The sequence below is a fragment of the Mycobacterium sp. E2238 genome, from assembly GCF_001672665.1.
Taxonomy (GTDB): Bacteria; Actinomycetota; Actinomycetes; order Mycobacteriales; family Mycobacteriaceae; genus Mycobacterium.
This window is the reverse complement of sequence record NZ_LZKF01000253.1, coordinates 56,304-78,423: the sequence shown is the minus strand read 5'-3', so window position 1 is coordinate 78,423 and position 22,120 is coordinate 56,304. Positions and strand designations below refer to the sequence as shown.

Annotated in this window: 22 protein-coding genes and 1 pseudogene; 13 read left to right on the top strand and 10 right to left on the bottom strand. The window is 64.4% G+C overall.

Going from position 1 to position 22,120, the window contains the following annotated elements; translation table 11 throughout:
• Window positions 1-66: 66 nt before the first annotated feature.
• Both A5711_RS23895 and A5711_RS23890 read right to left on the bottom strand, forming a co-directional pair.
• Window positions 67-687, bottom strand: coding sequence for a TetR/AcrR family transcriptional regulator (locus A5711_RS23895; RefSeq protein ID WP_067950922.1), 621 nt, complete (start codon window positions 685-687; stop codon window positions 67-69).
• 200 nt (window positions 688-887) lie between these two features.
• Window positions 888-1,817 carry an alpha/beta hydrolase gene (locus A5711_RS23890; protein ID WP_067950921.1) on the bottom strand — a complete coding sequence of 310 codons (930 nt, stop codon included), beginning with the start codon at window positions 1,815-1,817 and terminating at the stop codon, window positions 888-890.
• A gap of 163 nt (window positions 1,818-1,980) precedes the next feature.
• Here A5711_RS23890 and A5711_RS23885 point away from each other — a divergent pair, with 163 nt between their 5' ends.
• From A5711_RS23885 to A5711_RS23875, 3 genes are all read left to right on the top strand, one after another.
• On the top strand, window positions 1,981-3,324 hold the full coding sequence (locus tag A5711_RS23885) for an aldehyde dehydrogenase (protein WP_067950937.1): 1,344 nt from the start codon (window positions 1,981-1,983) through the stop codon (window positions 3,322-3,324).
• Between the two features lie 161 nt (window positions 3,325-3,485).
• Complete coding sequence (locus A5711_RS23880) at window positions 3,486-4,502, top strand: GTP-binding protein (RefSeq protein ID WP_067950920.1); 1,017 nt, start codon at window positions 3,486-3,488, stop codon at window positions 4,500-4,502.
• 325 nt (window positions 4,503-4,827) lie between these two features.
• The gene (locus tag A5711_RS23875; RefSeq protein WP_231972047.1) at window positions 4,828-5,058 is read left to right on the top strand and encodes a DUF6400 family protein; all 231 of its coding nucleotides are present in this window, start codon (window positions 4,828-4,830) and stop codon (window positions 5,056-5,058) included.
• Between the two features lie 925 nt (window positions 5,059-5,983).
• Here A5711_RS23875 and A5711_RS27055 read toward each other — a convergent pair.
• The 3 genes from A5711_RS27055 to A5711_RS23865 all read right to left on the bottom strand — a co-directional run bounded on the left by A5711_RS27055 (window position 5,984) and on the right by A5711_RS23865 (window position 7,040).
• Entirely contained in the window at window positions 5,984-6,166 is a 183-nt protein-coding gene (locus tag A5711_RS27055) for a hypothetical protein (protein ID WP_156745044.1), read from the bottom strand.
• A 12-nt stretch (window positions 6,167-6,178) separates the two neighbouring features.
• Window positions 6,179-6,610, bottom strand: a complete 432-nt coding sequence (locus tag A5711_RS27370) for a lipoprotein LpqH (protein WP_197520101.1) — start codon at window positions 6,608-6,610, stop codon at window positions 6,179-6,181.
• Between the two features lie 190 nt (window positions 6,611-6,800).
• Window positions 6,801-7,040, bottom strand: coding sequence for a GAP family protein (locus A5711_RS23865; RefSeq protein ID WP_067950917.1), 240 nt, complete (start codon window positions 7,038-7,040; stop codon window positions 6,801-6,803).
• 234 nt (window positions 7,041-7,274) lie between these two features.
• On the opposite strand from A5711_RS23865, the gene A5711_RS23860 reads away from it, so the two are divergent.
• The 4 genes and pseudogenes from A5711_RS23860 to A5711_RS28125 all read left to right on the top strand — a co-directional run.
• Window positions 7,275-8,120: a hypothetical protein gene (locus A5711_RS23860; protein WP_156745043.1), complete on the top strand. Its 846-nt coding sequence runs from the start codon at window positions 7,275-7,277 to the stop codon at window positions 8,118-8,120.
• 328 nt (window positions 8,121-8,448) lie between these two features.
• The gene (locus A5711_RS23855) at window positions 8,449-8,952 is read left to right on the top strand and encodes a DinB family protein (RefSeq protein WP_067950915.1); all 504 of its coding nucleotides are present in this window, start codon (window positions 8,449-8,451) and stop codon (window positions 8,950-8,952) included.
• 195 nt (window positions 8,953-9,147) lie between these two features.
• Window positions 9,148-10,833 carry a GMC family oxidoreductase gene (locus A5711_RS23850; protein ID WP_067950914.1) on the top strand — a complete coding sequence of 562 codons (1,686 nt, stop codon included), beginning with the start codon at window positions 9,148-9,150 and terminating at the stop codon, window positions 10,831-10,833.
• Between the two features lie 4 nt (window positions 10,834-10,837).
• A pseudogene (locus A5711_RS28125) lies at window positions 10,838-10,950 on the top strand (twin-arginine translocation pathway); the annotation flags it as partial.
• A gap of 27 nt (window positions 10,951-10,977) precedes the next feature.
• Here the strand turns inward: A5711_RS28125 and A5711_RS23845 are convergent.
• Both A5711_RS23845 and A5711_RS23840 read right to left on the bottom strand, forming a co-directional pair.
• Window positions 10,978-11,586 (bottom strand): LGFP repeat-containing protein, encoded by a 609-nt coding sequence (locus tag A5711_RS23845; RefSeq protein WP_067950913.1) that lies wholly within the window; start codon window positions 11,584-11,586, stop codon window positions 10,978-10,980.
• A gap of 197 nt (window positions 11,587-11,783) precedes the next feature.
• Window positions 11,784-13,856: a serine/threonine-protein kinase gene (locus A5711_RS23840; protein WP_156745042.1), complete on the bottom strand. Its 2,073-nt coding sequence runs from the start codon at window positions 13,854-13,856 to the stop codon at window positions 11,784-11,786.
• A 386-nt stretch (window positions 13,857-14,242) separates the two neighbouring features.
• On the opposite strand from A5711_RS23840, the gene A5711_RS23835 reads away from it, so the two are divergent.
• From A5711_RS23835 to A5711_RS23825, 3 genes are all read left to right on the top strand, one after another.
• Window positions 14,243-14,653 carry a MarR family winged helix-turn-helix transcriptional regulator gene (locus A5711_RS23835; protein ID WP_156673221.1) on the top strand — a complete coding sequence of 137 codons (411 nt, stop codon included), beginning with the start codon at window positions 14,243-14,245 and terminating at the stop codon, window positions 14,651-14,653.
• A gap of 45 nt (window positions 14,654-14,698) precedes the next feature.
• Window positions 14,699-15,064 (top strand): nuclear transport factor 2 family protein, encoded by a 366-nt coding sequence (locus A5711_RS23830; protein ID WP_231986939.1) that lies wholly within the window; start codon window positions 14,699-14,701, stop codon window positions 15,062-15,064.
• 62 nt (window positions 15,065-15,126) lie between these two features.
• Window positions 15,127-15,867, top strand: coding sequence for an SDR family NAD(P)-dependent oxidoreductase (locus tag A5711_RS23825; RefSeq protein WP_067950910.1), 741 nt, complete (start codon window positions 15,127-15,129; stop codon window positions 15,865-15,867).
• Window positions 15,868-15,987: 120 nt separating this feature from the next.
• Here the strand turns inward: A5711_RS23825 and A5711_RS23820 are convergent, their stop codons facing one another.
• Window positions 15,988-18,240: a bifunctional diguanylate cyclase/phosphodiesterase gene (locus tag A5711_RS23820; protein WP_231987538.1), complete on the bottom strand. Its 2,253-nt coding sequence runs from the start codon at window positions 18,238-18,240 to the stop codon at window positions 15,988-15,990.
• A gap of 531 nt (window positions 18,241-18,771) precedes the next feature.
• Between A5711_RS23820 and A5711_RS23815 the strand changes: the two genes are divergently transcribed.
• Window positions 18,772-19,590 carry an alpha/beta fold hydrolase gene (locus A5711_RS23815; RefSeq protein WP_067950908.1) on the top strand — a complete coding sequence of 273 codons (819 nt, stop codon included), beginning with the start codon at window positions 18,772-18,774 and terminating at the stop codon, window positions 19,588-19,590.
• A 12-nt stretch (window positions 19,591-19,602) separates the two neighbouring features.
• Here A5711_RS23815 and A5711_RS23810 read toward each other — a convergent pair whose 3' ends face one another.
• A complete protein-coding gene (locus A5711_RS23810; RefSeq protein ID WP_067950907.1) occupies window positions 19,603-19,848 on the bottom strand; it encodes a hypothetical protein in 246 nt (81 codons plus the stop codon).
• Between the two features lie 325 nt (window positions 19,849-20,173).
• On the opposite strand from A5711_RS23810, the gene A5711_RS26590 reads away from it, so the two are divergent.
• Window positions 20,174-20,518, top strand: coding sequence for a hypothetical protein (locus tag A5711_RS26590; protein ID WP_156673219.1), 345 nt, complete (start codon window positions 20,174-20,176; stop codon window positions 20,516-20,518).
• A 160-nt stretch (window positions 20,519-20,678) separates the two neighbouring features.
• Window positions 20,679-21,119 carry a hypothetical protein gene (locus tag A5711_RS23805; RefSeq protein ID WP_067950906.1) on the top strand — a complete coding sequence of 147 codons (441 nt, stop codon included), beginning with the start codon at window positions 20,679-20,681 and terminating at the stop codon, window positions 21,117-21,119.
• 58 nt (window positions 21,120-21,177) lie between these two features.
• Here A5711_RS23805 and A5711_RS23800 read toward each other — a convergent pair whose 3' ends face one another.
• Window positions 21,178-22,113 (bottom strand): SAM-dependent methyltransferase, encoded by a 936-nt coding sequence (locus A5711_RS23800; RefSeq protein WP_067950905.1) that lies wholly within the window; start codon window positions 22,111-22,113, stop codon window positions 21,178-21,180.
• Window positions 22,114-22,120 lie beyond the last annotated feature (7 nt).

The window sequence follows — 22,120 nt, the reverse complement described above, 5'->3', positions numbered from 1 at the left end:
AAGAGAGCATAGTACATACTGTGCATATGTTGCACACCATGCAACAATTGCTCTCAGTGTTTCAAATCACTCGTTGAAGATGCTGTTGACCAGCGCGGCGGCACGCTCGACGTGCGGCATCGGCGTGTCGTCGTCACCGGCCTCCTCGCCCTTCGACCAGCGCTCGATGCCCGAGCGCACCGCGGTCAGGGCCAGCGCGGCGATCAACGCGACGATCTCGTCGTCCGGGCGCATGCCCTGGCGGCGGGCGACCACATCGGTCAGGTGATTCTGGAACCGCTCGAGATCGGCGAGGAATGCGGCCAACACTGCCGGCGAGGTCTTAGCGAGTTCCAGCATGTGGGCCGCGTGTTCGCGCCGCGGAGGCACGTCGCGAAGGTGGTGCGCGGCCAGGGCGATCAGTTCGGCCAGGACGACCGAATAGGGGGCCGGGCCTGCAGCGACGAAATCCGCCACTAGTTCGGGGGGGATGTCTGAGGGGCCGTAGGCGATCGCGGACTCTTTGTTGGGGAAGTAGTTGAAGAAGGTGCGGGTCGATATTCCGGCTTCGGCGCAGATCTCGTCGATGGTGACCTTGTCGTATCCGCGTTCCACCGTCAGGCGCACCGCGGCGTCGCGGATGTCCGCGCTGGTTTGGCGGCGTCGGCGCTCACGCAGGCCCATCTGGTTGGCGACCACGGCCTCCATAGTTGCACATTCTGCACACTTTGCAGTCAAAACGGGCGGCGAATTTCGGGTCCCGCGCCTCCGGGCCCGTGGCGGGCGTCGTTCCCTCCTGGGCTGGCCTGACGTGCGGGGCGAACCGTGGGCCCGTCGCCTTCTGTTGAAACACGTTGCCGCACAAGGGGGATATATCGGTCATGCAGGGGAGCTGTCGACGACCGCGGCTAGGCGCGAGGTGTGACGAGGGCGCCGCGAAGGTGGTCGCACTGACTGGCGAAAAAGTTCACCGACACCGGCGCCTTGTCCGCGATCTGGTCGAACGCGTGAAAGGCGCCGGGGGCAATCTCTTCGTGCACGGGAACACCCGCCTCGCGCAGGCGCCGGGCGTATTGCAGGCATTCCGCATAGAAGAGGTCCAATGTCCCGACCCCGATCCACGCCGGCGGCAGGCCGGACAAATCGTCTCGACGAGCCGGGACGGCCTGTGTGGGGTCGGCGCCGTTGAGGTACCAGCGCCACGCCATTTGGTTGTCGGTTGCCGTCCACATGATGCGCCGCTGGCCGGCCTCGTTGACGCCGGTGCGATCATCCAGCATGGGATAAACCAGCATCTGGTAGGCGAGTTTGACGTCGTTGCGGTCGTGGGCCCGTTGCGCCAGCGCCGCCGCGAAGTGCCCGCCGGCGCTGGCCCCTCCGACAGCGATCCGATCCGGATCCACCCACGGCTGGCGCGCGAGCCACAGCAGCGCCGCGTAGCAGTCTTCAATCGGGATCGGGTACGGGTGCTCGGGTGCCAAGCGGTGCTCCACGGCCGCGATCGCTACGCCCGTCCGGCGCGACAGCTTGCGCAGGTATTTGTCGTCCTGGGCGGCGTGGCCCATGATGGTGCCGCCGCCATGGACCCAGAGCAGTGCCGGCGCACGGTGGGGAGCGTTGATCGGACGATGCAGGCGTACGGTGACGTGCTCGTCGACCGTGGCGACCGGTACGTCCCGCAGCCGCCCCGTGCTACTGAAGAGGTTCATGATCGTCCGCTGGACCTTGAGACCGCGGTGCAGGGCGTATCCGCGAGGCAGGAATCGGGCCACCTTGCGCAGGCCGGGATCGACCACCTGTCGTGAGGTAAAGGTCTTGTCGGGGAGGCTATCTGCCATCGAGACCCTCTATCCCTTGCGCCGGCGAACACGCTGACCATACAGGACCGGGAATCTGTCGCGAGGCGGCTTCAAGCCGCTGGCCAGGGCCGCTTCGGGGCGCCCGATTGGTCGGGCCGGGTACAGGGTATCCGCTGTCGTGGCCTCAGCCCTTACCAAAATCATCAGCGTCCTGGATCCGCGCACCGGTGACACCGTCACGCAGGTGCCGATCACCGAGCCTGCCGACTGTGATGAGGCGATCAGGCGCGCCGCGGCGGCGGCCGGCGGGTGGGCGCGCACGCCGCCGGCTGAACGGGCCGCCGCGATCGCGGCCGCCGCCGATGACGTCCGCGCCGCCGCCGATGAACTCGCCGAACTGAACGAGCGGGAAACCGGCAAGCTGCGCGGCGACGCGCGCGGCGGCGTGGACGCCGGAATCGACACGCTGCTGCAGTACGCCCAGCTTGGGCCGCTCCACCGCGGTCACGCTCTGCAAGGCGGATGGTCCGCAACGGACCTGATGGTTCCCCAACCGCGTGGCGTGGTCGCGGTGATCACGCCGTGGAACGATCCCGTCGCCGTGGCCGCCGGGCTGCTTGGCGCGGCCCTCGTGGCTGGAAACACCGTGGTACATAAGCCCAGCGAGCGCTCACCGCAAACAGGCCGGCGCTTCGCCGAACAGCTGGCTGCCCGGCTGCCCGATGGCGTACTCGAGATTGTGGACGGCGACGGGACCGTCGGGGAACGCTTGGCGGCTGCGGAGTTGGTCGACGTCGTCGCGCACGTGGGCAGCAGTGCGACCGGCCGGGAGATCGCGCGCGCCTGTGCCGAACGGGGCGCCAAGGCGCTGCTGGAGAATGGCGGAAACGACGCGTTGATCGTCGACGCCGACGTGGACCCGGCCTGGGCGGCCGGCCAGGCCGCGCTGGGCGCCTTCGCGAACGCCGGACAGATCTGCGTCTCGGTCGAGCGGGTCTACGTCGTGCAATCGATCGCCGATGCTTTTCTCAACGCACTGATCGACGAGGCGATCTCGTGGGCGGACCGCATCGGGCCGCTGGTCGACGAGCGTCATCGTGAACACGTCCACGCGCATGTCGAAGACGCCACCCGCGCCGGGGCCCACGTCCTGGTCGGTGGCGAGCCGCAGCCCGGGCCGGGCTCGTTCTACCCGCCGACGGTCTTGAGTGACTGCACAGCCGAAATGCTGGTCATGCGCGAAGAAACGTTCGGTCCGATCGCACCGGTGCGGGTGGTGCCGGACTTCGCAGCGGCGCTGGCCGAAGCCGCCAATGATCGCTACGGCCTGGCCGCCACGGTGCTCACCGGGAGCATGGCGCATGCCCAGGAGGCGTGGCGCAGCCTTCCGGTGGGCACGGTGAAGGTCAACTCCGTCTTCGGCGGTGCGCCCGGCGGAGCCTCCGAGCCGCGCCGTGCCAGCGGCACGGGCTTCGGCTTCGGGCCCGAACTGCTCGACGAGATGACCGCCATGAAGGTGGTGCACTGGTCGGCGCCCGGGGACTGATCGGGCGCATCCGGTTGCGCGACCACATATTCCGCAACAGTGGCGAAAGTATGGGCCGCGGGCCGGGGCAGGGGCTATCCGGCGCCGAAGCCCAGGCGACAGACCGTGCATGTTGCGCCGGTTAGCATCGGATGTCCGGATGTTGATGTGGAGGGTGAGGCTTGGCTGCTGCGATACCCGTCATCGCGCTCACTGGTCATCTCGGAGCCGGCAAGACGACGTTGCTCAACCACCTGCTACGCCATCCTGGCACTCGAATCGGTGTGGTGGTCAACGACTTCGGCGATATCAACATCGATGCAGGTCTGGTGGCCGGCCAGGTCGACGAGCCGGCCTCGATCGCCGGAGGATGCATCTGTTGTCTGCCCGACGGTCGTGGGCTCGACGACGCGCTCGTCAAGCTCGCCGACCCGGCTCGGCGCCTCGATGCCATCCTCGTCGAGGCCAGCGGTCTGGCCGACCCGGTAGCAATCGCGCGGCTCATCGGCTTCAGCGAGATCCGCGGGGTCCGAGTGGGCGGGCTTGTCGACGTCGTCGACGCAGTAAACCACTTCAACACCGTCGACTGCGGCAGTCTGCCGCCGGTGCGCTACGGTGCGGTGTCGCTGATTGTCGTCAACAAGCTTGACCTCGTGCCGGAGACGGAGCGGTCGGCGGTGGTGCAACGCGTCACTCAACGGGCGGCGCAACGTAACCCGCGCATACATGTCGTAGGCACGACGGGTGGCCGAATAGATCCTCAGCTACTCTTCGACGCGTCCGCCACAGCCGGGCCGGTTGGGCAGCTCTCGTTTTTGGATCTGGTCCGCGAGCACGAGCACGAGCACGACCATGTCCATGCCGATGCCGTCACCGTCAGTCGCACTGGTTGCGTCGACCCTGACGCCCTGCTCGACCTTCTCGAAGATCCACCGGCGCAGGTGTTCAGGCTGAAAGGCGTTGTGGCAGTGCGGCACCGCACGACCATCCACGACTATGTCGTCAACCTGGTGGGTAGCGGAATCCACCTCGGGGAGGCGCCTCGCGGAGCCGCGGCCAATTGTCTGGTGGCGATCGGGATGGATCTCGACATCGACGCCGTCCGGGCCCGACTCGACAGCGCACTACAGCCTATGTCGGGGTGCGCGTCGGCGCAGGCGCTGCGGCGGCTTGCGCGGTACCGGCACGCGAGTGCGTGAGAAACGATCCGGCGGGACACGGGGCCGAGCAATCATTCGATGATGCGCCGTCAATCATCCTGCGCCGCACAGTGATTCGTCACAGTGACGTATTGTCGGCGATGGGCGGGGAAGACGGAAGGGGATCCGCGGGACGGTTTGGGCGTGCGACGGCCGGACAACCCTGTCGTTCCCTTTGTCGGCCCTCGGTCATCGATCGGGGTCGGCTTTGTCGGCACCGAGTGTGACGAACATCAACCGGCGAGGGTGACGTAGGTCATAGCCCGAGCACGGTCAATCGGGTCATTCTGGCCGTTCGTTTGCGTATCTAATGGCTGGGAGCGCGATGGCCGACCTCGACTTTGCTTATGACCTGACGTTCGACGAGGCGCGTAGGCGCAGCGCAATGTTCGAAGCGATGGGTGACGATTGGGACCCCATTGCCGTGCTTAGCGAGGAACGGCGGGCCTACGAAATGCTGTACTCGAACCTCGACGAGGAGCAGCAACGGGTATACGACGAGTTGGTCCGCGCCGGCGTGCTGCCCGAACGGACGACTGCTCGTGCTACCGATTGATCCGACCGCCGACCGTGCCCGCCGCGCATGGTTGCCTTGCCCGCACTGCGATCACCGCGCGAAATGCGGTGATTGCCGAAGTAGTCGCAATTGCGATACGCACTGGCAATATCTCCTCAGCAACAAGGGCACGCTGGTGCACCTGCAGTGCTCGGACTGCGGCCATCTCTGGTCGACCGACACGCATCGCCGCACGCGACCCAAGCGGTGGTGAACTCGCCGGTCAGCGCGATGTCCCAATAGCCCTGCGCCGCACAGTGATTCGTCACAGTGACGTATTGCCGGCGATGGGCGGGGAGGTGGGGATGGGATGGGCCAGGGGCTGGGGTCGGTTATTGGGCGGCCGGCACCCGAGTCATTGCCGTGACGGCGGGGGGATTGGATCGTGAAGCTCGACGCTACGGAAATGCTGAGCGATGGCCCGTGGCCTTGCCAGGCTGAGATTCGGAAACGGCGTGGTGCCCATTGCGATTCGTCACCGTGACGTATTAGTACGCGTCCCGCCGGGAAGGCGGAAGAGGTAAGGCGACGACCCCGTTGCATGCGCGACTGGCCAACCCGATGACCGGTTCCTCGAGTGGCGATCGACCGACCGTCCGTCAGGGGTTGCCAGGACATGCCTGCGGTGCCATCAGGGGACAAACGCTGTGGTTCCAGGGATTGTCATGTTTCAATCGACGGTCACCGGATATCGGTTTGTGCCGATAAGCGACATTATGTCGGGTAAAAGGGGGGGCGCCATTACTAGATGAATCAAGGCCGCACTCGAAGTGCCCCCGCCTGCCCGATTCGGATAAATATGGCCAAAGCGCGGGTTCACGGCGCCTTAACGATCGCCGTTGCGGCGGCCTGGATGGGGCTAGACATTGCGTCCGCGCGGTTGCTGCGCGAGGAGTCTGCCGCCATCACCCGAATGCACGCCGACTCAACCGACACCTTCGCCATCGAACGGGAATTTCAGTGAGCCGAGCGCGGAACCTTTGCCATCGCGGCGCTCGTCGTCCGCAACATCTTCCATGCGTGCTAACACCAGGCGGGTGACACCACACATCACCCATAAATTCGAACCCCAGTAATGTGGTTTAGTATCAAGTTCTTCGTCACGCATGGTCGAAAACGCTCAATGCGGGCAGGTCGCTCTGAACGTGAAATCACTGAGCTTGGTGTAGTCGTGAAGTTGTTTGATCCTGCCAGCCACCGTGTACTTGTCACCGTCTTGCGTCAGCGTTGGGACCGGAGCTCCCCCGGTCGATGTCGGCTCCCACAAGTAGGCGATACCGTCGGCGGTGAAGTCGAGAGTTTCGACCTTGCCGCCCGCGGCGTCGACGATGACACTCTCATCGGATTGCGTTCTTGCCGTGACGAGCACCGCGCCACCCATCTTGCGGCATTGGACGTCGTGCAGCGGGAAAGGTCTGCCGGCCAACGTCAATGCGTCGCTCTGCGCGGCCGCAGCCGCGGGGGGCGTCGAGCTTGAGCTGATGGAAGCGGTCGTGTTGGGTGAGGGCCGATGGCCGCAGGCCGAGGTCGGGGTGCTGGCGACGAGAAGCACGATCGCAGCTGTAGCTCCACTGGCGGACTTAAATCTGACCAAGGCTGAAAGCCGTCCTCTGCCAAGCTTATTTGCAAGTGAACTGCGCACCGAGTGCCGGATTATCGGCAGCATAACGGATACACGGGATTCCTGACCTTCGTTGTCGGTCAGGTGGCGCCCACCCCCGTCGCCACCAGCATGATCCCAATCATGCGAAGGTAGCCACCAGGAGCTTCCGACGTTGACTGACGGCCCAGTCATGCAACAGTCCGAGCACCGCCTTGGTTTTCACCGGCGTGATCAGATAGCTCACAAGAATGATCTCGACAACCGCAAGCATTCCGATGACGAACGTGATGGCGGCGCCAAGCTGCGCGCTGGTCGCGGCTCCCGAGGGCACGATAATTGCAAGCACCGTCAAAATCACGTCGGGCGACGGCCCGCCCATGCGGACAAGGGGCGTCCCCCACCGCCCAGCGGGAGACGGGCGATTCCTACCGGAAGAATACGGCGGAACGAATATGGCGGGTTACCAGCGGAGTACTGCATATTGCATCTGACGAATCATCGCGGTCCCCTTGCCGGCCAACGCTCGTCCCGCCGATTTCAGTTGCCGCGCAGGGGTGGTGGATAACGTTGTCGGTCGCAATTTGTCAAGATGAGGGGCGTGATACACGGAAGATTGGCGACCATCCTGACTGCCGCCGTTGTGGTATTCATTGGCGTGAGTCTGGTGTGGTCGCTTCAAAGCGTGGTTCGTCACGAACGTCTCCGCCAGGATTATCGCCGCACAGTTATGGCGATCCGCTGGTGGATGGTCCCGGCGGCCGTTGGCCAGCTCACCGTGGTGATTGCTGTCTACGTCGCGCTCGTGAACGTATTTCCGCTACTTGGTTGGGGTTGGTGGCGGATGCTGGGCAATAGCGGCAACGTTACCCTCGCACAGACGGGGCAGAGCGGGTTTATCTGGAAAATGGTGGGGCTTGCGGTGCCGATTCTGGCGGCCGCTGTGGTTCCGTGGTTAGCCCATGCCGAAGAGTTGGCGTTTCGCGATCGGGCCGAACGGCAAGGTCTTCGCCGAAAAGTGACGAGGCAAGTCGCCTTTGGGATGACCCATTTTTGGGCGGGAATTCCGATCGCGGCTTGCTTGGCGCTGACCATTAGCGGACTGTATTTCCTGATGGTGTACTTGCGTGCCGTTGCGGCACTTGGCCCAGAGCTGGAGACGGCGCGAGAAGTACCCCAGTATGAACGTCTGCCCTACCCTGCGTTGCCCGCCAATAGGGATGAGGACCCCGAAGCGTGGGCGAAAGTGCTAGGAGAACGTGAACGCGTGCGTATGGAGAATGAGCGGCGACGCGACGAATGGGCCGACAACCTTGGAGATCAGATATCAGCCAGCCGTGACCGTGTTGATCAGGTGAGACGACTTGCGGTCGCCAGGTCCGCGGCCGCGCACGCGGTCAGCAATTGGGTGCTGATCATCCTGCTGGTGTTGTTCCTCTCGCGGCGGGCGCTAGGGAGCTAGCGAGCGCTATCCCGTAAACGTCCGGGATCGGTGAGCTGCTCCGCAGTTGTAAGTTCCCTGTGTATCATTCGAGTTCGCGTCGCGGACTCATTCCGATAATTCGGGATGCATTTGCGCGCCGTAGCGATCTGCCTCCCCCCGACGAGTAGACGTCGCCAGACTCTGACGCGCGATCGTCGCCGACCTTTCGTCGTGGCTCTGTCGCCACGCTTGTCGTATACCCGATTGCCCCTTTGCGGATCGTCGAGCGCAGCCCGCCGACCCCACCCCTAGTTCCGGTTTATCCGGACCGAGACATCACTCGAAAGAAGGACGGACGACCGCCGCATTGACTCCAGGCCGCCCATTCACCGGCTCCGAAAGGCAACTGCTGCAGGACACCTTGCAACTCCATCGCTCACAGCGCGTGGCCGCGGTCGGCGGTCTGTCCGACGCCGAGGCCCGCATGCGCTGGGTGCCGTCGCTAACGACACCGCTCTCATTGGTGAAGCATTGCGCTGCAGCGGAACGGATTTGGTTTCAACGCACCCTGGCTGGCTGGCACGTTGACGACTGCACGGGCCAAGCCGTCGGGGGTGACGCGAGCTTCTACGTCGGCGATGGCGAAACTCTGCGCGAAGTTGTGGCTGAATACCAAGCTGCATGCGCGATCTCCGATGACATCGCCGCCCGCCAAGACCTTGACGACACCGCTGACCACAGCCTCGTCGGTGCAGTGAACCTGCGCTTCGTCTACCTCGGTCTCATCGCAGAGATCGCCCGCCACGCCGGTCACGCAGACATTCTGGTCGAGCAGATAAGGCCAATTCCGGGGCCCGTGATCCACCACTAGAGCACGCAGCCCGGCGCCGTCCGGCGGCGCCGGAGGAATATGCACGAATCGGGTCTACCAGCGAGGCTACTGTGTACTGCCCTGCCGCTCAACGGTTCTCGCTTATCGACCAAGGCCAATCATTCCTCGACGAGATCTGGTGGTCATCGGGCACACTAGGACTCGCATCCAAAGCTGTGGAGGACCGATACCGGAATGAGCCCGGACCCCGAATTCGACTTCATCATCGTGGGAGCAGGCAGCGCAGGCTGCCTGCTCGCCAATCGGCTCAGCGCCAACCCTGATCGCCGTGTCCTCTTGATCGAGGCCGGCGGGCAAGACGACTGGTTCTGGATCAAGGTGCCGGTGGGCTATCTGTATACGATCGCCAACCCTCGCACCGACTGGTGCTTCACGACCGAGGCCGACCCTGGCCTTGCCGGCCGCAGCATTCACTACGCGCGGGGCCGGGTGATCGGCGGCTGCTCTTCGATCAACGCGATGATCCACATGCGCGGACAGGCAAGTGACTACGAGCTTTGGGCACAGGCCACCGGTGACGAGCGCTGGCTCTGGGGTGGCCCGGACAGTCCCGGCGAGACACTGGCAATCTACAGAGAATTGGAAAACTACTACGGCGGAGCCGACGACTGGCACGGCGCCGGTGGTGAGATCCGCGTCGAGTTACCGCGGGTGCGCTGGAAGATCCTGGACGCCTGGCAAGCCGCCGCCGCCCAGGTGGGCATCTCCCCGATCGATGAATTCAACCAGGGCGACAACGCCGGCTGTGCGTACTTTCACGTCAACCAACGGCGCGGCCGGCGCTGGTCGATGGCCGATGCCTTCTTGCATCCCATCACCCACCGGCCGAATCTCACGGTCTACACGCAAACTCAGGCGTTGCGGCTTCTGATGGACGACCAGGTCCACGAGGACCAGCGTCGCGGTGCGTGGACGACGGCCCAGCGCCGCGTCATCGGGGTGCGGTTGCTCAAAGCCGGCCACATTGTCGACGTCCGAGCCCATCGCGAGGTGATCTTGAGCGCCGGGGCTATTGGCTCGCCGCATCTGATGCAGGTCTCGGGTCTCGGCCCAGCCGGCCTGCTCGCCCAGCATCAAGTGCCGGTGGACGTCGACCTGCCAGGAGTGGGCGAAAACCTTCAGGATCACCTCCAGCTTCGAACGGTCTACCGGGTCCGGGGCGCCCCGACCGTCAACACCCTGTACCGGAACTGGATCACTCGTGCGGGCATGGGACTTCAGTACCTGCTGTTGCGGTCAGGGCCCATGACGATGCCGCCTTCTACTCTGGGGGCTTTCGCCAAGAGCGACCCCGCGCTGGGAAGTGCCGATCTCGAGTGGCACGTGCAGCCCTTGTCGTTGCCGAAGTTCGGCGAACCCCTGCACCCCTTTGGAGCGATCACTCCCTCGGTCTGTAATTTGCGACCCACCTCGCGAGGCCATGTGCGGATGGCCAGTGCAGATCCCCTCATCTATCCGAAAATCTTCTGCAACTACCTGTCGACTGACGCCGATCGTCAAATCGCCGTGCGGGGCCTCCGGATGACCCGGCAGATCATGGCGGCGCCGGCTCTCGCCCGCTACCGCCCGCAGGAGTTTCTTCCGGGGCCGCAGGTGGTGAGCGATGAAGCGCTGCAGAAGGCGGCCGGCGAACTCGGTACGACTATTTTCCACCCGGTGGGTACCTGCGCGATGGGAGCTTTTGACGCTCGCGGGCGGCCGCATTCGGCTGCCACGGTGCTCGACACCGACTGCCGCGTGTACCGCGTTGCCGGCCTTCGAGTCGTCGATGCGTCGGCTATACCCACCATCATCTCCGGCAACACGAACGCGCCGGTGATGCTCATCGCCGAGCGCGCTGCGCGGGCGATTGTGGGATGAGTCGGCCAATCCCGGGCCGAGGTCGGCGGGCTCGAAGTCGACGTCAACGACGTCCTGGCCCCCGATTGCGGCCAGTGGAAACCTCCATGCGATCCGTCCAGTGGCGATGTGCGGTAGCGGCGAGGGCGCTGTCCCCCGTTCGAGCTAGAGCCCGGATGGCACGACCTTGTTGTTTACCGTCACCGCGACCTGGCCGGTCGCCGGGTTGTACTCGATCTTGCCGTGCTCGAAGGTCGACACCTGCAGGTCGCCGACGGCGTTCACGTCACTGGTGGGCAAGCCCAGCGGACCTGCCGAACCGTTAGTGCCGGTGACCGCCGGCGTGCCGTCCGGGCCGCGTGGGACATTCCAGGCCTCCCGGATCTTGCCCACGATGATGTAGGCGGGCGTGCCGGCCGCGCCGTTCCTAGCGGTGATCGCGCCGCCCTGGAATTGCTGGAACACCACGCCGCTGTCCCGCGTCCCCGCGTTGCGGTCACCCGTGAGCGGCTTGCCGAGTGCCTTCTTCTGATCCTCGGTTGCCGACGAGTACTTGACCGCGATCGGGCCGGTCAGAGTCACCTCGACGTCGCGCTCCCCTATCAGCTTCACCTCGGTGGGCGGCGCCGGGGCTTTCGACGTGGAGGTGGCGCTCACCCCGACCTGAGGCGGTGCCGACGCGTCGAGGCTCTTGCCATTGCTGCAGCCCACAGCGATTAGCGCGACGGCGGCCAGGCCGGCGATTGCCGCGTGGCGGTTTGCGATCGTTCTCATAGGCTTCCTCTCGCGAGTTCCTCTGGTGGGTCGAGTTGCGGCTGTCCTCGTCGCCCGGACGGGACTTCAAACCGAATCACTTGACGGCGCAGGCGATCCGCCCGAACGAACTTACAATGCGGTCGTAGACGGCAAGCCAGAGCGCCGAGTGAAGATCCACCGGTGTGCGATGAAATCCACCCGTCAGCGCCCCGACGTCAGCGTTCGATCACTGTCAACGAGCCATGGTTAAGGTCGCTGCTGACGTAGGCGAAGTGCGTGGTTGGGTCGACTGCGATGGCGAGCGGATTGTTTCCGACGGCAAGGATTCCGGTGGCGATGCGTTTGGTGGTGTCGATCACCGACACGGACGCACCGCTGTAGTTGGCCACGTACGCGGTGTTCGTCGGCGGGTCCACCGCCACACCCGCGGGGCGTTGCCCTACGGGGACGCTGGCGATGACGCTGAGACTGTTGGTGTCGACGAAGGACACCGATGCATCGTCGCCGCTTGCGATATAGGCGGTGTGCGATCCGGTATCGATTGCGATGCCTGCCGGGCGGCCGCGAAGTGCGACGGAACCGATGACAGTTCGGTTCGTGGTATCGACAACCGTCACCGTTGGATCGGCAGTGGTGACAAACAAGCGGTGAGCGGTCCGGTCGATGGCTACGCGGCTTGGACCTTTTCCGGTAGGCACCGTCGCGGTCACGGCATGCGTTGTCACGTCGATGACCGACACCGATGCGCTATCACCGTTGGTGACGTAGGCGATCCGGGCATCCGGGTCGACCACTACTCCACCCGGATGGCTGCCGACTGTGATTCTGGCGATGACCGTGCCGTTGGCGGTGTCGATGACCGACACCGAGGAGTCGTCATAATTGGTCACGTAAACGGTCCGGGTCGATGGGTCAACGGCAACACCCACCGGGTGGCGTCCTACAGCGATGGTGGTTGTGACCGTACGGCTGCCGGTATCGACCAGCGACACGGAGTTGGAACCGGTGTTCGCGACATAGGCGGTGTGTCCGGCGGAGTCGACTGCGACGCCGAAGGCGCCATTGCCTACCCGTACTGAGGTGGCGATCGTCGGTGGACCACTCGGCACTGCGGTGACCCCTGAACTGGTCGTGCCTCCCCCGCTCGGCGCCGACAGCGGGGCCGCCGTCGCAGATCCCGTCGTCTGCGTAGATCCAGCCGTTGATGTGTGGGGGCGCAGAAGGTATAGGCTCGTGCCCCCCAACGCCACGACCAATCCAATAACCGCGGCGGCGACCACCCAAGATCGCTTGGCGCGCTTGCGGTTCTCCGCTATCTCCTGCCGCGGATCGCGGTGCAATGGTTTCTGCGCTTGGTGTGTTGGCTCACTCGGCCATGAGGCCACTTGAATGGGGGCAGTGGCGGTGGGTGACTGCGCATTCGGGTCCGGTAGGCGTAGCGGCACCGTGATCGCATCGCGCGCGGCTCGTGCCATATCGACCGGGGTGGCGTAGCGCTGCGCAGGGTCTTTGGCCATGCCAGTCGCGATGACCGCATCGAATGCCGGCGGTGCGCCGGAGTCAGAAGGGCGCGGCGGCGGCGCCGACAGATGCCCTGCCACTTGTTGCTCGATGCTGTCACCCGGAAATGGGGCGCCTCCCGTCAAGCATTCGTAGAGCACGCAAGCAAGCGCGTAGATGTCCGAGCGTGCATCGGCCTCACCGACTTTGAAGCGCTCGGGTGCCATGTAACGCAGCGTGCCGACCACCGCATCCGTACCAGTCAGACCGGTCTCGCCGAGGACGCGCGCGATCCCGAAATCGATCAAATACGCAAAGTCGTTTTCATCGAGCAAGATGTTGGAGGGCTTGATATCCCGATGCACCAATCCGATCTTGTGCGCGGCATATACGGCGTGTGCCACCTGCTCGACGATGTGCACCGCGCGTGACGGAGACATTGAACCGGAGGCCAGCACGGTTGCCAGGTCGCGCCCTTCGATCAGGCGCATGTCGACGAATAGCCGCCCGTCGATCTCGCCGTAGGTGTGAATTGGCACCACGTGAGGGTTGTTCAACCGTGCCGCTGAGTGGGCCTCGCGACGGAATCGCTGTTGAAACGTCTTGTCTGCAGCAAAGTGCGCCGGGAGTACTTTCAGCGCGACTATCCGATCGGTGACGGAGTCATAGGCTCGCCAGACCTCGCCCATGCCGCCTCGGCCGAGCAAATTGACTAATCGGTATCGGCCGAACGGGGTCCCTTCCATGGAAACCTCCCGACGGCAGCATTCAGCAACACGATAGTCCACTGCTGACACGGTTTGGGGAAACTCCCGCAACGGCCGATTCCGGACCTATCCGCTGCTAACCCATTGTGAAGATCGAGCCCGCAACGACGCCAATCACCGCCACAAGGGCCACCAAAATCACCGGTTGGTAAGGCAACATCGACCGCTCCCCCGCCCCATCGTTTACGCATGTGGTTCGGTCCACTCAAGAACGCCGGCCGGCGACAACATCGTGTGATGGCCGGATGCGCCTGGGACGCCTTCGCCGATCACCCGTGCCGAGCCCATTGGGCCGTCATACTGACAATGTGACGCCAAGACGAGTGCGGGATGTATCACTTAAGCCGAAGTGGCTGACCCCGAGGCAGCAGCGCGCCTGGGTGGCCTACATGCGCGTGCAGCTACGGATGAACTACGAGATGAACCGCCAACTGCAGGCCGAATCCGGGTTATCGCTGGCCGACTACGACGTGCTGGTCGCACTCAGCGGTGACCGCGAAGAGGCTATGCGCGTCAGCGATCTCGCAGCCCAGATCGGATGGGAACGCAGCAGGTTGTCACATCAATTGCGGCGCATGGAGGATCGCGGCCTCACCGAACGGCGCCCCAGCGCCGAGGACGGCCGCACCACCCATGTTGTACTCACCCCGAGGGGGCGGCAGGCTCTAGTCGAGGCCGCTCCCGGCCATGTAAACCTGGTACGCACCCTGTTTTTCGATCCTCTGCCGGAGAACCTGCTCGCACCGCTGACCGCTGCACTGGAGCACATTCACGTTAACCTCGATCACAACAGCTCGCTGCCACCCGCGATGAGGTAGTGCGTGCTAAGTTAGGTGAAACATCACCTATTACCGGAGTGCCACGTGAGCGAGATCATCACCCGCCTGATGGAAGCCAACCTGCTGGCCGTGTTCAATGAGCGCGACCCACAGCGGCGAACCGAGGCGATCGCGACCACCTACGCGGACAACGTGCAATGGATCGACGACGAAGGCGTGGCCACCGGCCATGACGAACTGAACACCAAGGCTGCCGAGCTGCAAGAAAAGCTGCGCGGCCTGCACTTCATCAAGGCCGGTGCGGTCCGCCAGACCCGTGGGCTGGGTTTTTTGGCATGGGAGCTACGCGCCCCTGACGGTAATACCGTGGTGGCATCGGGCTTCGACGTGGCCGAAATATCCGATGAACGGATCCATCGGCTGTGGACGGTGTTGGACCCGCCGGAATAGGTGATGTATCACCTTGGTTACCCGAGGTAGCGCATCGACACACAAAGAACGGAGCCACGATCATGGGACAGCTCGACGGCAAAACAGCACTGGTCACTGGTGGATCCTCGGGTATAGGCCTGGCCACTGCTAAGCGCCTCGCTGAGGAAGGCGCCTATGTCTTCATCACCGGCCGCGATCGCGCCCGCCTCGACGAGGCAGCCGCGTCGATCGGCGTCCACGCTGTGCAGAGCGATGTCAGTAGGCCAGAAGAACTAGACACCCTGGCCGCTGAAATATCAGCGTATGGCAAAGGCCTTGACGTTGTCTTCGCTAACGCGGGCGGCGGTGATTTCGCCGCACTGGCCGATGTGACCCCGGAACACTACCGAGACAACTTCGACCGAAACGTTGCCGGCACGGTGTTCACCGTGCAGAAGACGCTGCCGTTGCTCAACGAGGGGGCGGCGATCGTCCTCGCCGGATCTACCGCGGCCTCCCAGGGCGTACCTGCGTTCGGTCTCTACGCGGCATCCAAAGCGGCCATCCGGTCCCTCGGCCGCACTTGGGCCGCGGAACTGGCCGACCGCAAGATCCGGGTCAACACCGTCGTCCCCGGCCCCGTGGAAACCCCCGGACTTACCGGCCTGGCGCCGGCTGACCAGAAACAGGATCTACTCGACGGCATGGCCGCTCAGGTACCGATGAAGCGGCTGGGACGCCCCGAGGAGATCGCGTCGGCGGTGCTGTTCTTGGCCTCGGATGAGAGCAGCTTCCTAACCGGTGCGGAGCTCACTGTGGACGGCGGGCAGATTCAGCTCTGACTTCAACGTCACGAGAACGCACCCGCGGTGTGTTCGACTCTCCCGAATCAGGTCCAACGCCGCACGTCGAAAATTCTGGGCAGCCGAACGGTGACGTGCCGCGCAACCGCCGTAACGGACTCACCTGCCCATGGAAGACGAGGCGATATCGGTCAGCGCGGAGGCCGCCCCAAACAAGTGGCCCTGCGCCAATCGGCAGCCGGCCATGAAGACCGTCTCCGCCTGCTCGGCGGTTTCGATCCCTTCTGCGATCACCTTGAGCCCCAGTGCTTCGCACAATCCGATGACCGACTGGTACAGCGTGAGGTTCCGTCCCGGTTGGACGCCCGCCGCCAGGCCACGGTCGAGCTTGACGACTTGCACGGGTAGCTCGTGCAGGTAGGTCAGTGAGTTGAAACCCGTGCCGAAATCGTCCAGGGCCACCGCGATGCCCAGTTCGTTCAAACGTCTGATGGCGGCCGCTCCTTCAGCGAGATCGACGATGGGAACGGTCTCGGTGATTTCCAGGACGAGACGATGCGGCGACAACCCATGCCGCGCGAGGGTGCGGCTGACGGCACGTTCGAAATCACGGCTGCCGAGCCGCGCGGCGCCGATGTTGACGTGAAGGTTCAGATCGAGGCCCGCGCTTTGGATTTGCGCGCAGGCCTGATCGAGCACCAGGGCATCGAGCTGCGCCCCCATTCCGTTGGCTTCGGCAAGCGAGACGAAGGTTTCGGGAGGAATCTGTACCCCGCTCGGCGCCGTCCACCTCGCAAGTGCCTCGACCGCGACCGGCGTGCCGTCTGGCAGGGTGACCACTGGCTGGTACTTGAGCTGAAATCCCTGCGGGACAGCGTCATCCGCTTGTCGCAGCGCTGTCGTGAAATCTTCCGAAGCACTGAATGCCGGGCGGTACACCACGGCCGTGTCTTTGCCCAGCCGCTTCCCGGTGTACATCGAGATGTCGGCTTGCCGGAGCAGATCGTCGGAGGTCGGCGGAGCGTCGTGGTAACCGCGACTGACCAGGCCCATGCTCGCGCGCACCCGCACCGATGTCCCGTGCACCGAGAACGGACTTCGAAGAGCCACCCGGAGCTGGTCGGCGACCATCTCCGGTGCGTCGACAGCACCGGCAGTGAGGATGGCGAACTCGTCTCCCCCGATCCGCGCCAGCGTGTCGGATTGGCCCAGGCAATCTTGCAGACGCGCACTGATCGCGCACAGCAACTCGTCGCCGGCCGCATGCCCGAAACGGTCATTGACCTCTTTGAAGTCGTCGATGTCGACGAAGATCAGCACGAACGGGCCGTCGCGGATAGCTTCGTCCAACCGTTCGGCCAACAGCAACCGATTCGGCAGGCCGGTCAGTGCGTCGTGGTGGGCCTGATAGGCAAGTCGGCGCTTCGCGGCGACAAGTTGTTCGGTCAGCATGCGTTGCACCCGCATGGCTACCACGTAGCGGGTCGCGACAAGCAGCGCCAACGCCAAGTAGGTGGCGGCGAAGAGCGGGTCGATCCCCCGTCCCACCAGCACTTGAAACGTGAGTAGGGCAGTGCTGCCCATGAACCCCACATACGGCAGCGTTAGCCGTGCCCAGTTGGTTGGCTGTTCGTCGTCGTGAGGGCGGGGCCGCGGAGGCAGGACGAGCAGGCTCCATGCGATCAACAGCGGAGCTAGGACGAATCCGACGCCAACCCACAGATCCAGCGTCGTAATACCGACACTCCGCAGATACGCGAGCAGCCTGTCAGAGGACGTGAGGGTGATCACCGCGGCCGCAAGAAGCATGTAGTTCGCCCGGCCCGGCCGGTACGGCGGGTACCACATCGCAAGGAGGACTGCGCCCACCACCGTGATGAGCTCGACAGCGGCAATCCCCCACACGACAGCGGTATTGGTCGATCGCGGCAGCGCGGCGCCGCCCATGGCGCCCAGTCGAGCGACGTACACCAAATGGAAGAACGCGAGCGCGCTCACTAGTCCGTCGAGAACGGTCGTGATGACCCCCGGCCACGTGCGCACCGGGGTGCGGACGTCGTGGTCACGGCCGGCACGCACCAGCAGGAGCATCGCGACGACGAACAAGAGTCCTGCGACGAAGTAGCCGACGACGGCAGGCTCCGGGGCTGTTCTGACGCGGTCGGCGGGACCGCCTAGCTGCGAGAGAGACTCGGCGGTCAGGAATGTGGCTATCGCCGCCAACAGGGCTACTCGCCACCACTTCGAGAGGCCTGCCACTCGCCCCACGACGACAAACCCAACGAGTAATGCGCTGACACACAGCGTTGCTTCGAGGACAAATTGCACGCGTTGCGCGATAGCCACTCCCCACGGGGCGAGCGCGTTCAACGCCGCCGCAGCGACGGCGACGACAGATAGCCCGAAGCCCAAGCGGCGACTCTGAAACGACAACGCTTCCCCTCCGACCAGCGGCGTTGACGCTCAATCTTCGCAGAACATGCTGACCGCTGGACCGTTATCGCTTACCTGGCCAACCCCCGGCGTTCAATCGAAAAGCGGCCTATTGTGACCCCACGCCGCCGGACTTCCGAAAGCGGTTGCCGGCCCTACCGTCTGCCAACCGCTCCACCGCCCTCGCAGTTACCCCGGTGAATATTCCGGAATCGAATGTGCAGCATTACCGGTAAGTACTCGGTTTCCAACACAGGAATCATTGCTGTTGCTTGCCTGACCACCGCTACTCCATGTGGTTTCGCTTGCGGCCCAAGCCTTTCCCCCGCTCGTCTGCATAACCACCTCGTGCTTAGCCCAGGTCGTCATCGTCGCAACGCAAGCGTGAAGACGCGCCATAGCTCGCATCGTCGACTTGCGGGAGAGCTCGCAGGAAGAACGTGTCTGCGGTTGACTGTCACTCGATCGCGGGGAGCGCCCGCGAGAGAGGCGACTGCGAGAGGAACGAGTGTGCCTACCATCACCACGTCGGACGGTGTCGAGATCTTCTATAAAGACTGGGGCTCGGGCCAGCCGATCGTTTTCAGTCATGGCTGGCCGCTGACGTCCGACGACTGGGACGCGCAGATGATGTTCTTGCTGCACCGGGGCTATCGGGTGGTCGCTCACGACCGGCGCGGGCATGGCCGATCCGAGCAGACCGGGACCGGCAATGACATGGAGCACTGGGTGGCCGACCTGGCCGCGCTGGCCGAGCAGCTCGACCTTCGTGAGGCCGTCCATGTTGGACACTCCACCGGCGGCGCCGAGGTGGCCTGCTATGTGGCGCGCCACCAGGAGCGGGTCGCCAAGGCGGTGCTGGTGTCTTCCCCGACACCGAGCATGATGCAGACCGAGAGCAATCCGGGCGGGCAACCCCGGGAGTGGTTTGACGCGGTGCAGGCGGGTGTCTTGGGAAACCGATCGGAGTTCTTCCGCGCGGTGCCGGAGGGTCCGTTCTACGGATTCAACCGACCGGGGGTGGAGCGGTCCGAGGCGGTCATCGCGAACTGGTGGCGACAGGGCATGTCGGGCAGCGCGCACGCTCACTATGAGACGGTGTTTGCCTGGCTGCAGGACTACACCGAGGATCTGCGGGCTATCACTGTCCCCGTCCTGGTGATGCACGGCGATGACGATCAGATCGTTCCGTTCGCCAGCGCGGTGCCCCGAGCGGTCGAGCTGCTGCAGAACGGCACCGTGAAGACCTATGCCGGCTACCCACACGGCATGCTGACCACGCACGCGGACGTCCTCAACCCGGATCTGCTCGAGTTCATCGCGTCCTGACCGGCACCGCTGCTAACCCATTGTCAGGATCGCGCCCGCGGCGACGCCGATCACCGCCACGAGGGCTACCAAAATCACCGTGATCGCCGCGCGCACGATCTCTTCTTCGGTAGGTCGCCAGCGCGGCTTAAATTCGACGAGAACGGTGTCCCCTCGACACGCAATGGCGTTGACTCTTGCGACCGCAGAGATGACATCGTCATGCCCGTAGGCCGTGTCTTTCTCGACCGGGTCGTGCGCGGCGATTGCGATGGTCATATCAGCCCCCCCAGGCTTGCGGACGCCGATAGGCGTTATTTGGTTCGAAAGCGTCGGCCTTCTCGTATATCCAAAGATAGGAGTGCATTCATCACAATTGCGGTAACGATCCTTAACGGTCACAACACAGAGTCGTTTTCCGCGCCGACTATGCCCGGTTGGCGGCTCCCCTACCGCCCACCTCGCCGTGGGGGTGGTCTTCTCCGGCTGCGCCCCGGGCATGGCGTCCCCTGGCCAAGTTGAGATCGGTAGCTGGGGGCCCGTTATTCACTTCAACGCGAAGGCGGCCGAAAGCTGGCCGCCACCCCGACAGAAGAGGACCACCATGATGCGACGAATCGTGCGAGTAGCAACCACCGCCCTGTTGGCCGGCGGTTTGGGTGTCGCGGGACTCGGGCTCGCCGCAGGAACCGCCAACGCCGATGGCGGCCCGCACCGCTGGTGCCCAGGGGAGCCACTCCCGCCGACCGGTAACCACGTCACTAATCCGGTCATTTGGGACAACAACATCTGCCACACCTACTATTACGTCTACTTCGGACAGGGCAATGTCGCCCAGAACATTTGGGACGGCGACAACCCGCCTCCGCCACCGCCCCCACCACCGCCGGGGCTCATCAATAAGGACAACTGCCAACAGATACTGGGCATTTTCTGCCCCCACGCGTGACGGGCCGGGCCCAGGCGGCTGATCACTCGCATTCGCATCCGCCGTGGCGAAGCGGCGAATGAACTGCACCGACTTGTTCCGCGCGGCCCGATCAAGGAATTAGGTTGGTCGCGTGGCCAATAACAGTCTCCGTACCCGTAGGACCGCCCGGCGCTTGCTGATGATGCTATGCGTAGCCGCGGCCGCCGCGGGTCTGGTCGTCGCGTGGCACATCGATGAGCGGGCGCAACCTTGTTGGCGTGTACGGCAATTCATCGATTACAACCGCGACATGCAGGCCTCGTTGAAAGCCAAAACGCGGTTCGCGCCCCCGGGTTCATACCAACAAGACTCGGTGCCCTCTGACGCCGACTACCAGGCATGGCTGGACGGCCTGCAGCAGCGCGCCAACCAGGTGACCGCGCCTGGCCTGTCAGCTCACGCGCAACGAGCCGCGGCGCTGGCCCGAGAATTCATGAAAGACGCCAATCAGATGAACGGCGAACTCGGCGAACAAGACCCATTGAAAGTGGAACTGCCGCCATCGGCGAAAGCGGCGGCCCGGGTGAACCACGAGTTCGGCGATGAGATGGCGACCCTGGCACGCGCCTGCCCCGCCTGAGCGCCCGGGAGACAGATAACGGCGCGATGGCGGTGAGTGCCGCTGCCCCGAAGGCGCCCTATCGGCCCGTGCCCAGCGTCGACGTGTAGTAGGTGACGCCGTTCATCGTCTGTCGGTCATCGTCGGCGCGTGCTATCGCCCCCAACCCGTGACCGGCGAGCAGCTCGGCCATCGGCGTTGCGACCGATGTCCAGCCGCGCGGGTCAAGGTACGCGCAGACGTCGCGGCGCTCGCCTTCGAACTCGATTACGTCGAAGTCGAGCTCGAAGCCGTGCTCGCGCCACTTGGCCGTCGCTTCGCGCATGCGCTCGCGCGCTGCATCGGGGTCCATGTCGCCGGTATTCGGCACGGCCTCGCTTGCGAGGCGGCTACCTGGCGCGCTGAGTGCGGTGATGGCATCGAGCAGCCGATCCTGAGCCTCGGGTGCCAAATAGCCGAAGAGACCTTCGGCGATCCACGCCGTGGCCTTACTGGTATCGAAGCCCGCCGCCTTCAATGCTGTCGACCAGTCCTCGCGCAGGTCGGTCGCGACCGTACGCACAGCGACCGCCGGTTCGGCGCCGAGTCCGGCCAGCGTCGTGGATTTGAACTCGATGACGGCCGGCTGATCGATCTCGAACACCGTCATCCCATTCGGCCAATCCAGTCGATAGGCGCGAGCATCCAAGCCCGAGGCGAGGATGACGGCTTGGCGGATGCCCGCCGCGGCGGCATCGGCACAGAATTCGTCGAAGTATCGCGTGCGGGCCGCAATCGATGCAGGCATCTGCGCCAGACCCCATGGGCTGCCCTCGGTGTCGAGATCCGCGGCGACCAGCTCACCGGTAGCCCAGCGGGTCAGAAAATTCACACCGACCGCGCGCACCAACGGCTCGGCGAAGACATCGTTGATGACCCCATCCCTGGTGGCGATGGCCCTTGCCGCCGCTGCCATCGTGGCCGTGGTTCCTACACCGGTGGCCGGACCCCAGGCGTCGCCGTTGGGTTGTCTCATCGCAAAC

Excerpts from the sequence above, each read along its gene's own strand:
- A5711_RS23895 (WP_067950922.1), bottom strand. The coding sequence starts at position 687 with ATGGAGGCCGTGGTCGCCAACCAGATGGGCCTGCGTGAGCGCCGACGC.
- A5711_RS23890 (WP_067950921.1), bottom strand. The coding sequence starts at position 1,817 with ATGGCAGATAGCCTCCCCGACAAGACCTTTACCTCACGACAGGTGGTC.
- A5711_RS23875 (WP_231972047.1), top strand. The coding sequence starts at position 4,828 with ATGGCCGACCTCGACTTTGCTTATGACCTGACGTTCGACGAGGCGCGT.
- A5711_RS27055 (WP_156745044.1), bottom strand. The coding sequence starts at position 6,166 with ATGCGTGACGAAGAACTTGATACTAAACCACATTACTGGGGTTCGAAT.
- A5711_RS23865 (WP_067950917.1), bottom strand. The coding sequence starts at position 7,040 with ATGGGCGGGCCGTCGCCCGACGTGATTTTGACGGTGCTTGCAATTATC.
- A5711_RS23850 (WP_067950914.1), top strand. The coding sequence starts at position 9,148 with ATGAGCCCGGACCCCGAATTCGACTTCATCATCGTGGGAGCAGGCAGC.
- A5711_RS23845 (WP_067950913.1), bottom strand. The coding sequence starts at position 11,586 with ATGAGAACGATCGCAAACCGCCACGCGGCAATCGCCGGCCTGGCCGCC.
- A5711_RS23835 (WP_156673221.1), top strand. The coding sequence starts at position 14,243 with ATGAACTACGAGATGAACCGCCAACTGCAGGCCGAATCCGGGTTATCG.
- A5711_RS23825 (WP_067950910.1), top strand. The coding sequence starts at position 15,127 with ATGGGACAGCTCGACGGCAAAACAGCACTGGTCACTGGTGGATCCTCG.
- A5711_RS23810 (WP_067950907.1), bottom strand. The coding sequence starts at position 19,848 with ATGACCATCGCAATCGCCGCGCACGACCCGGTCGAGAAAGACACGGCC.
- A5711_RS26590 (WP_156673219.1), top strand. The coding sequence starts at position 20,174 with ATGATGCGACGAATCGTGCGAGTAGCAACCACCGCCCTGTTGGCCGGC.
- A5711_RS23805 (WP_067950906.1), top strand. The coding sequence starts at position 20,679 with ATGATGCTATGCGTAGCCGCGGCCGCCGCGGGTCTGGTCGTCGCGTGG.
- A5711_RS23800 (WP_067950905.1), bottom strand. The coding sequence starts at position 22,113 with ATGAGACAACCCAACGGCGACGCCTGGGGTCCGGCCACCGGTGTAGGA.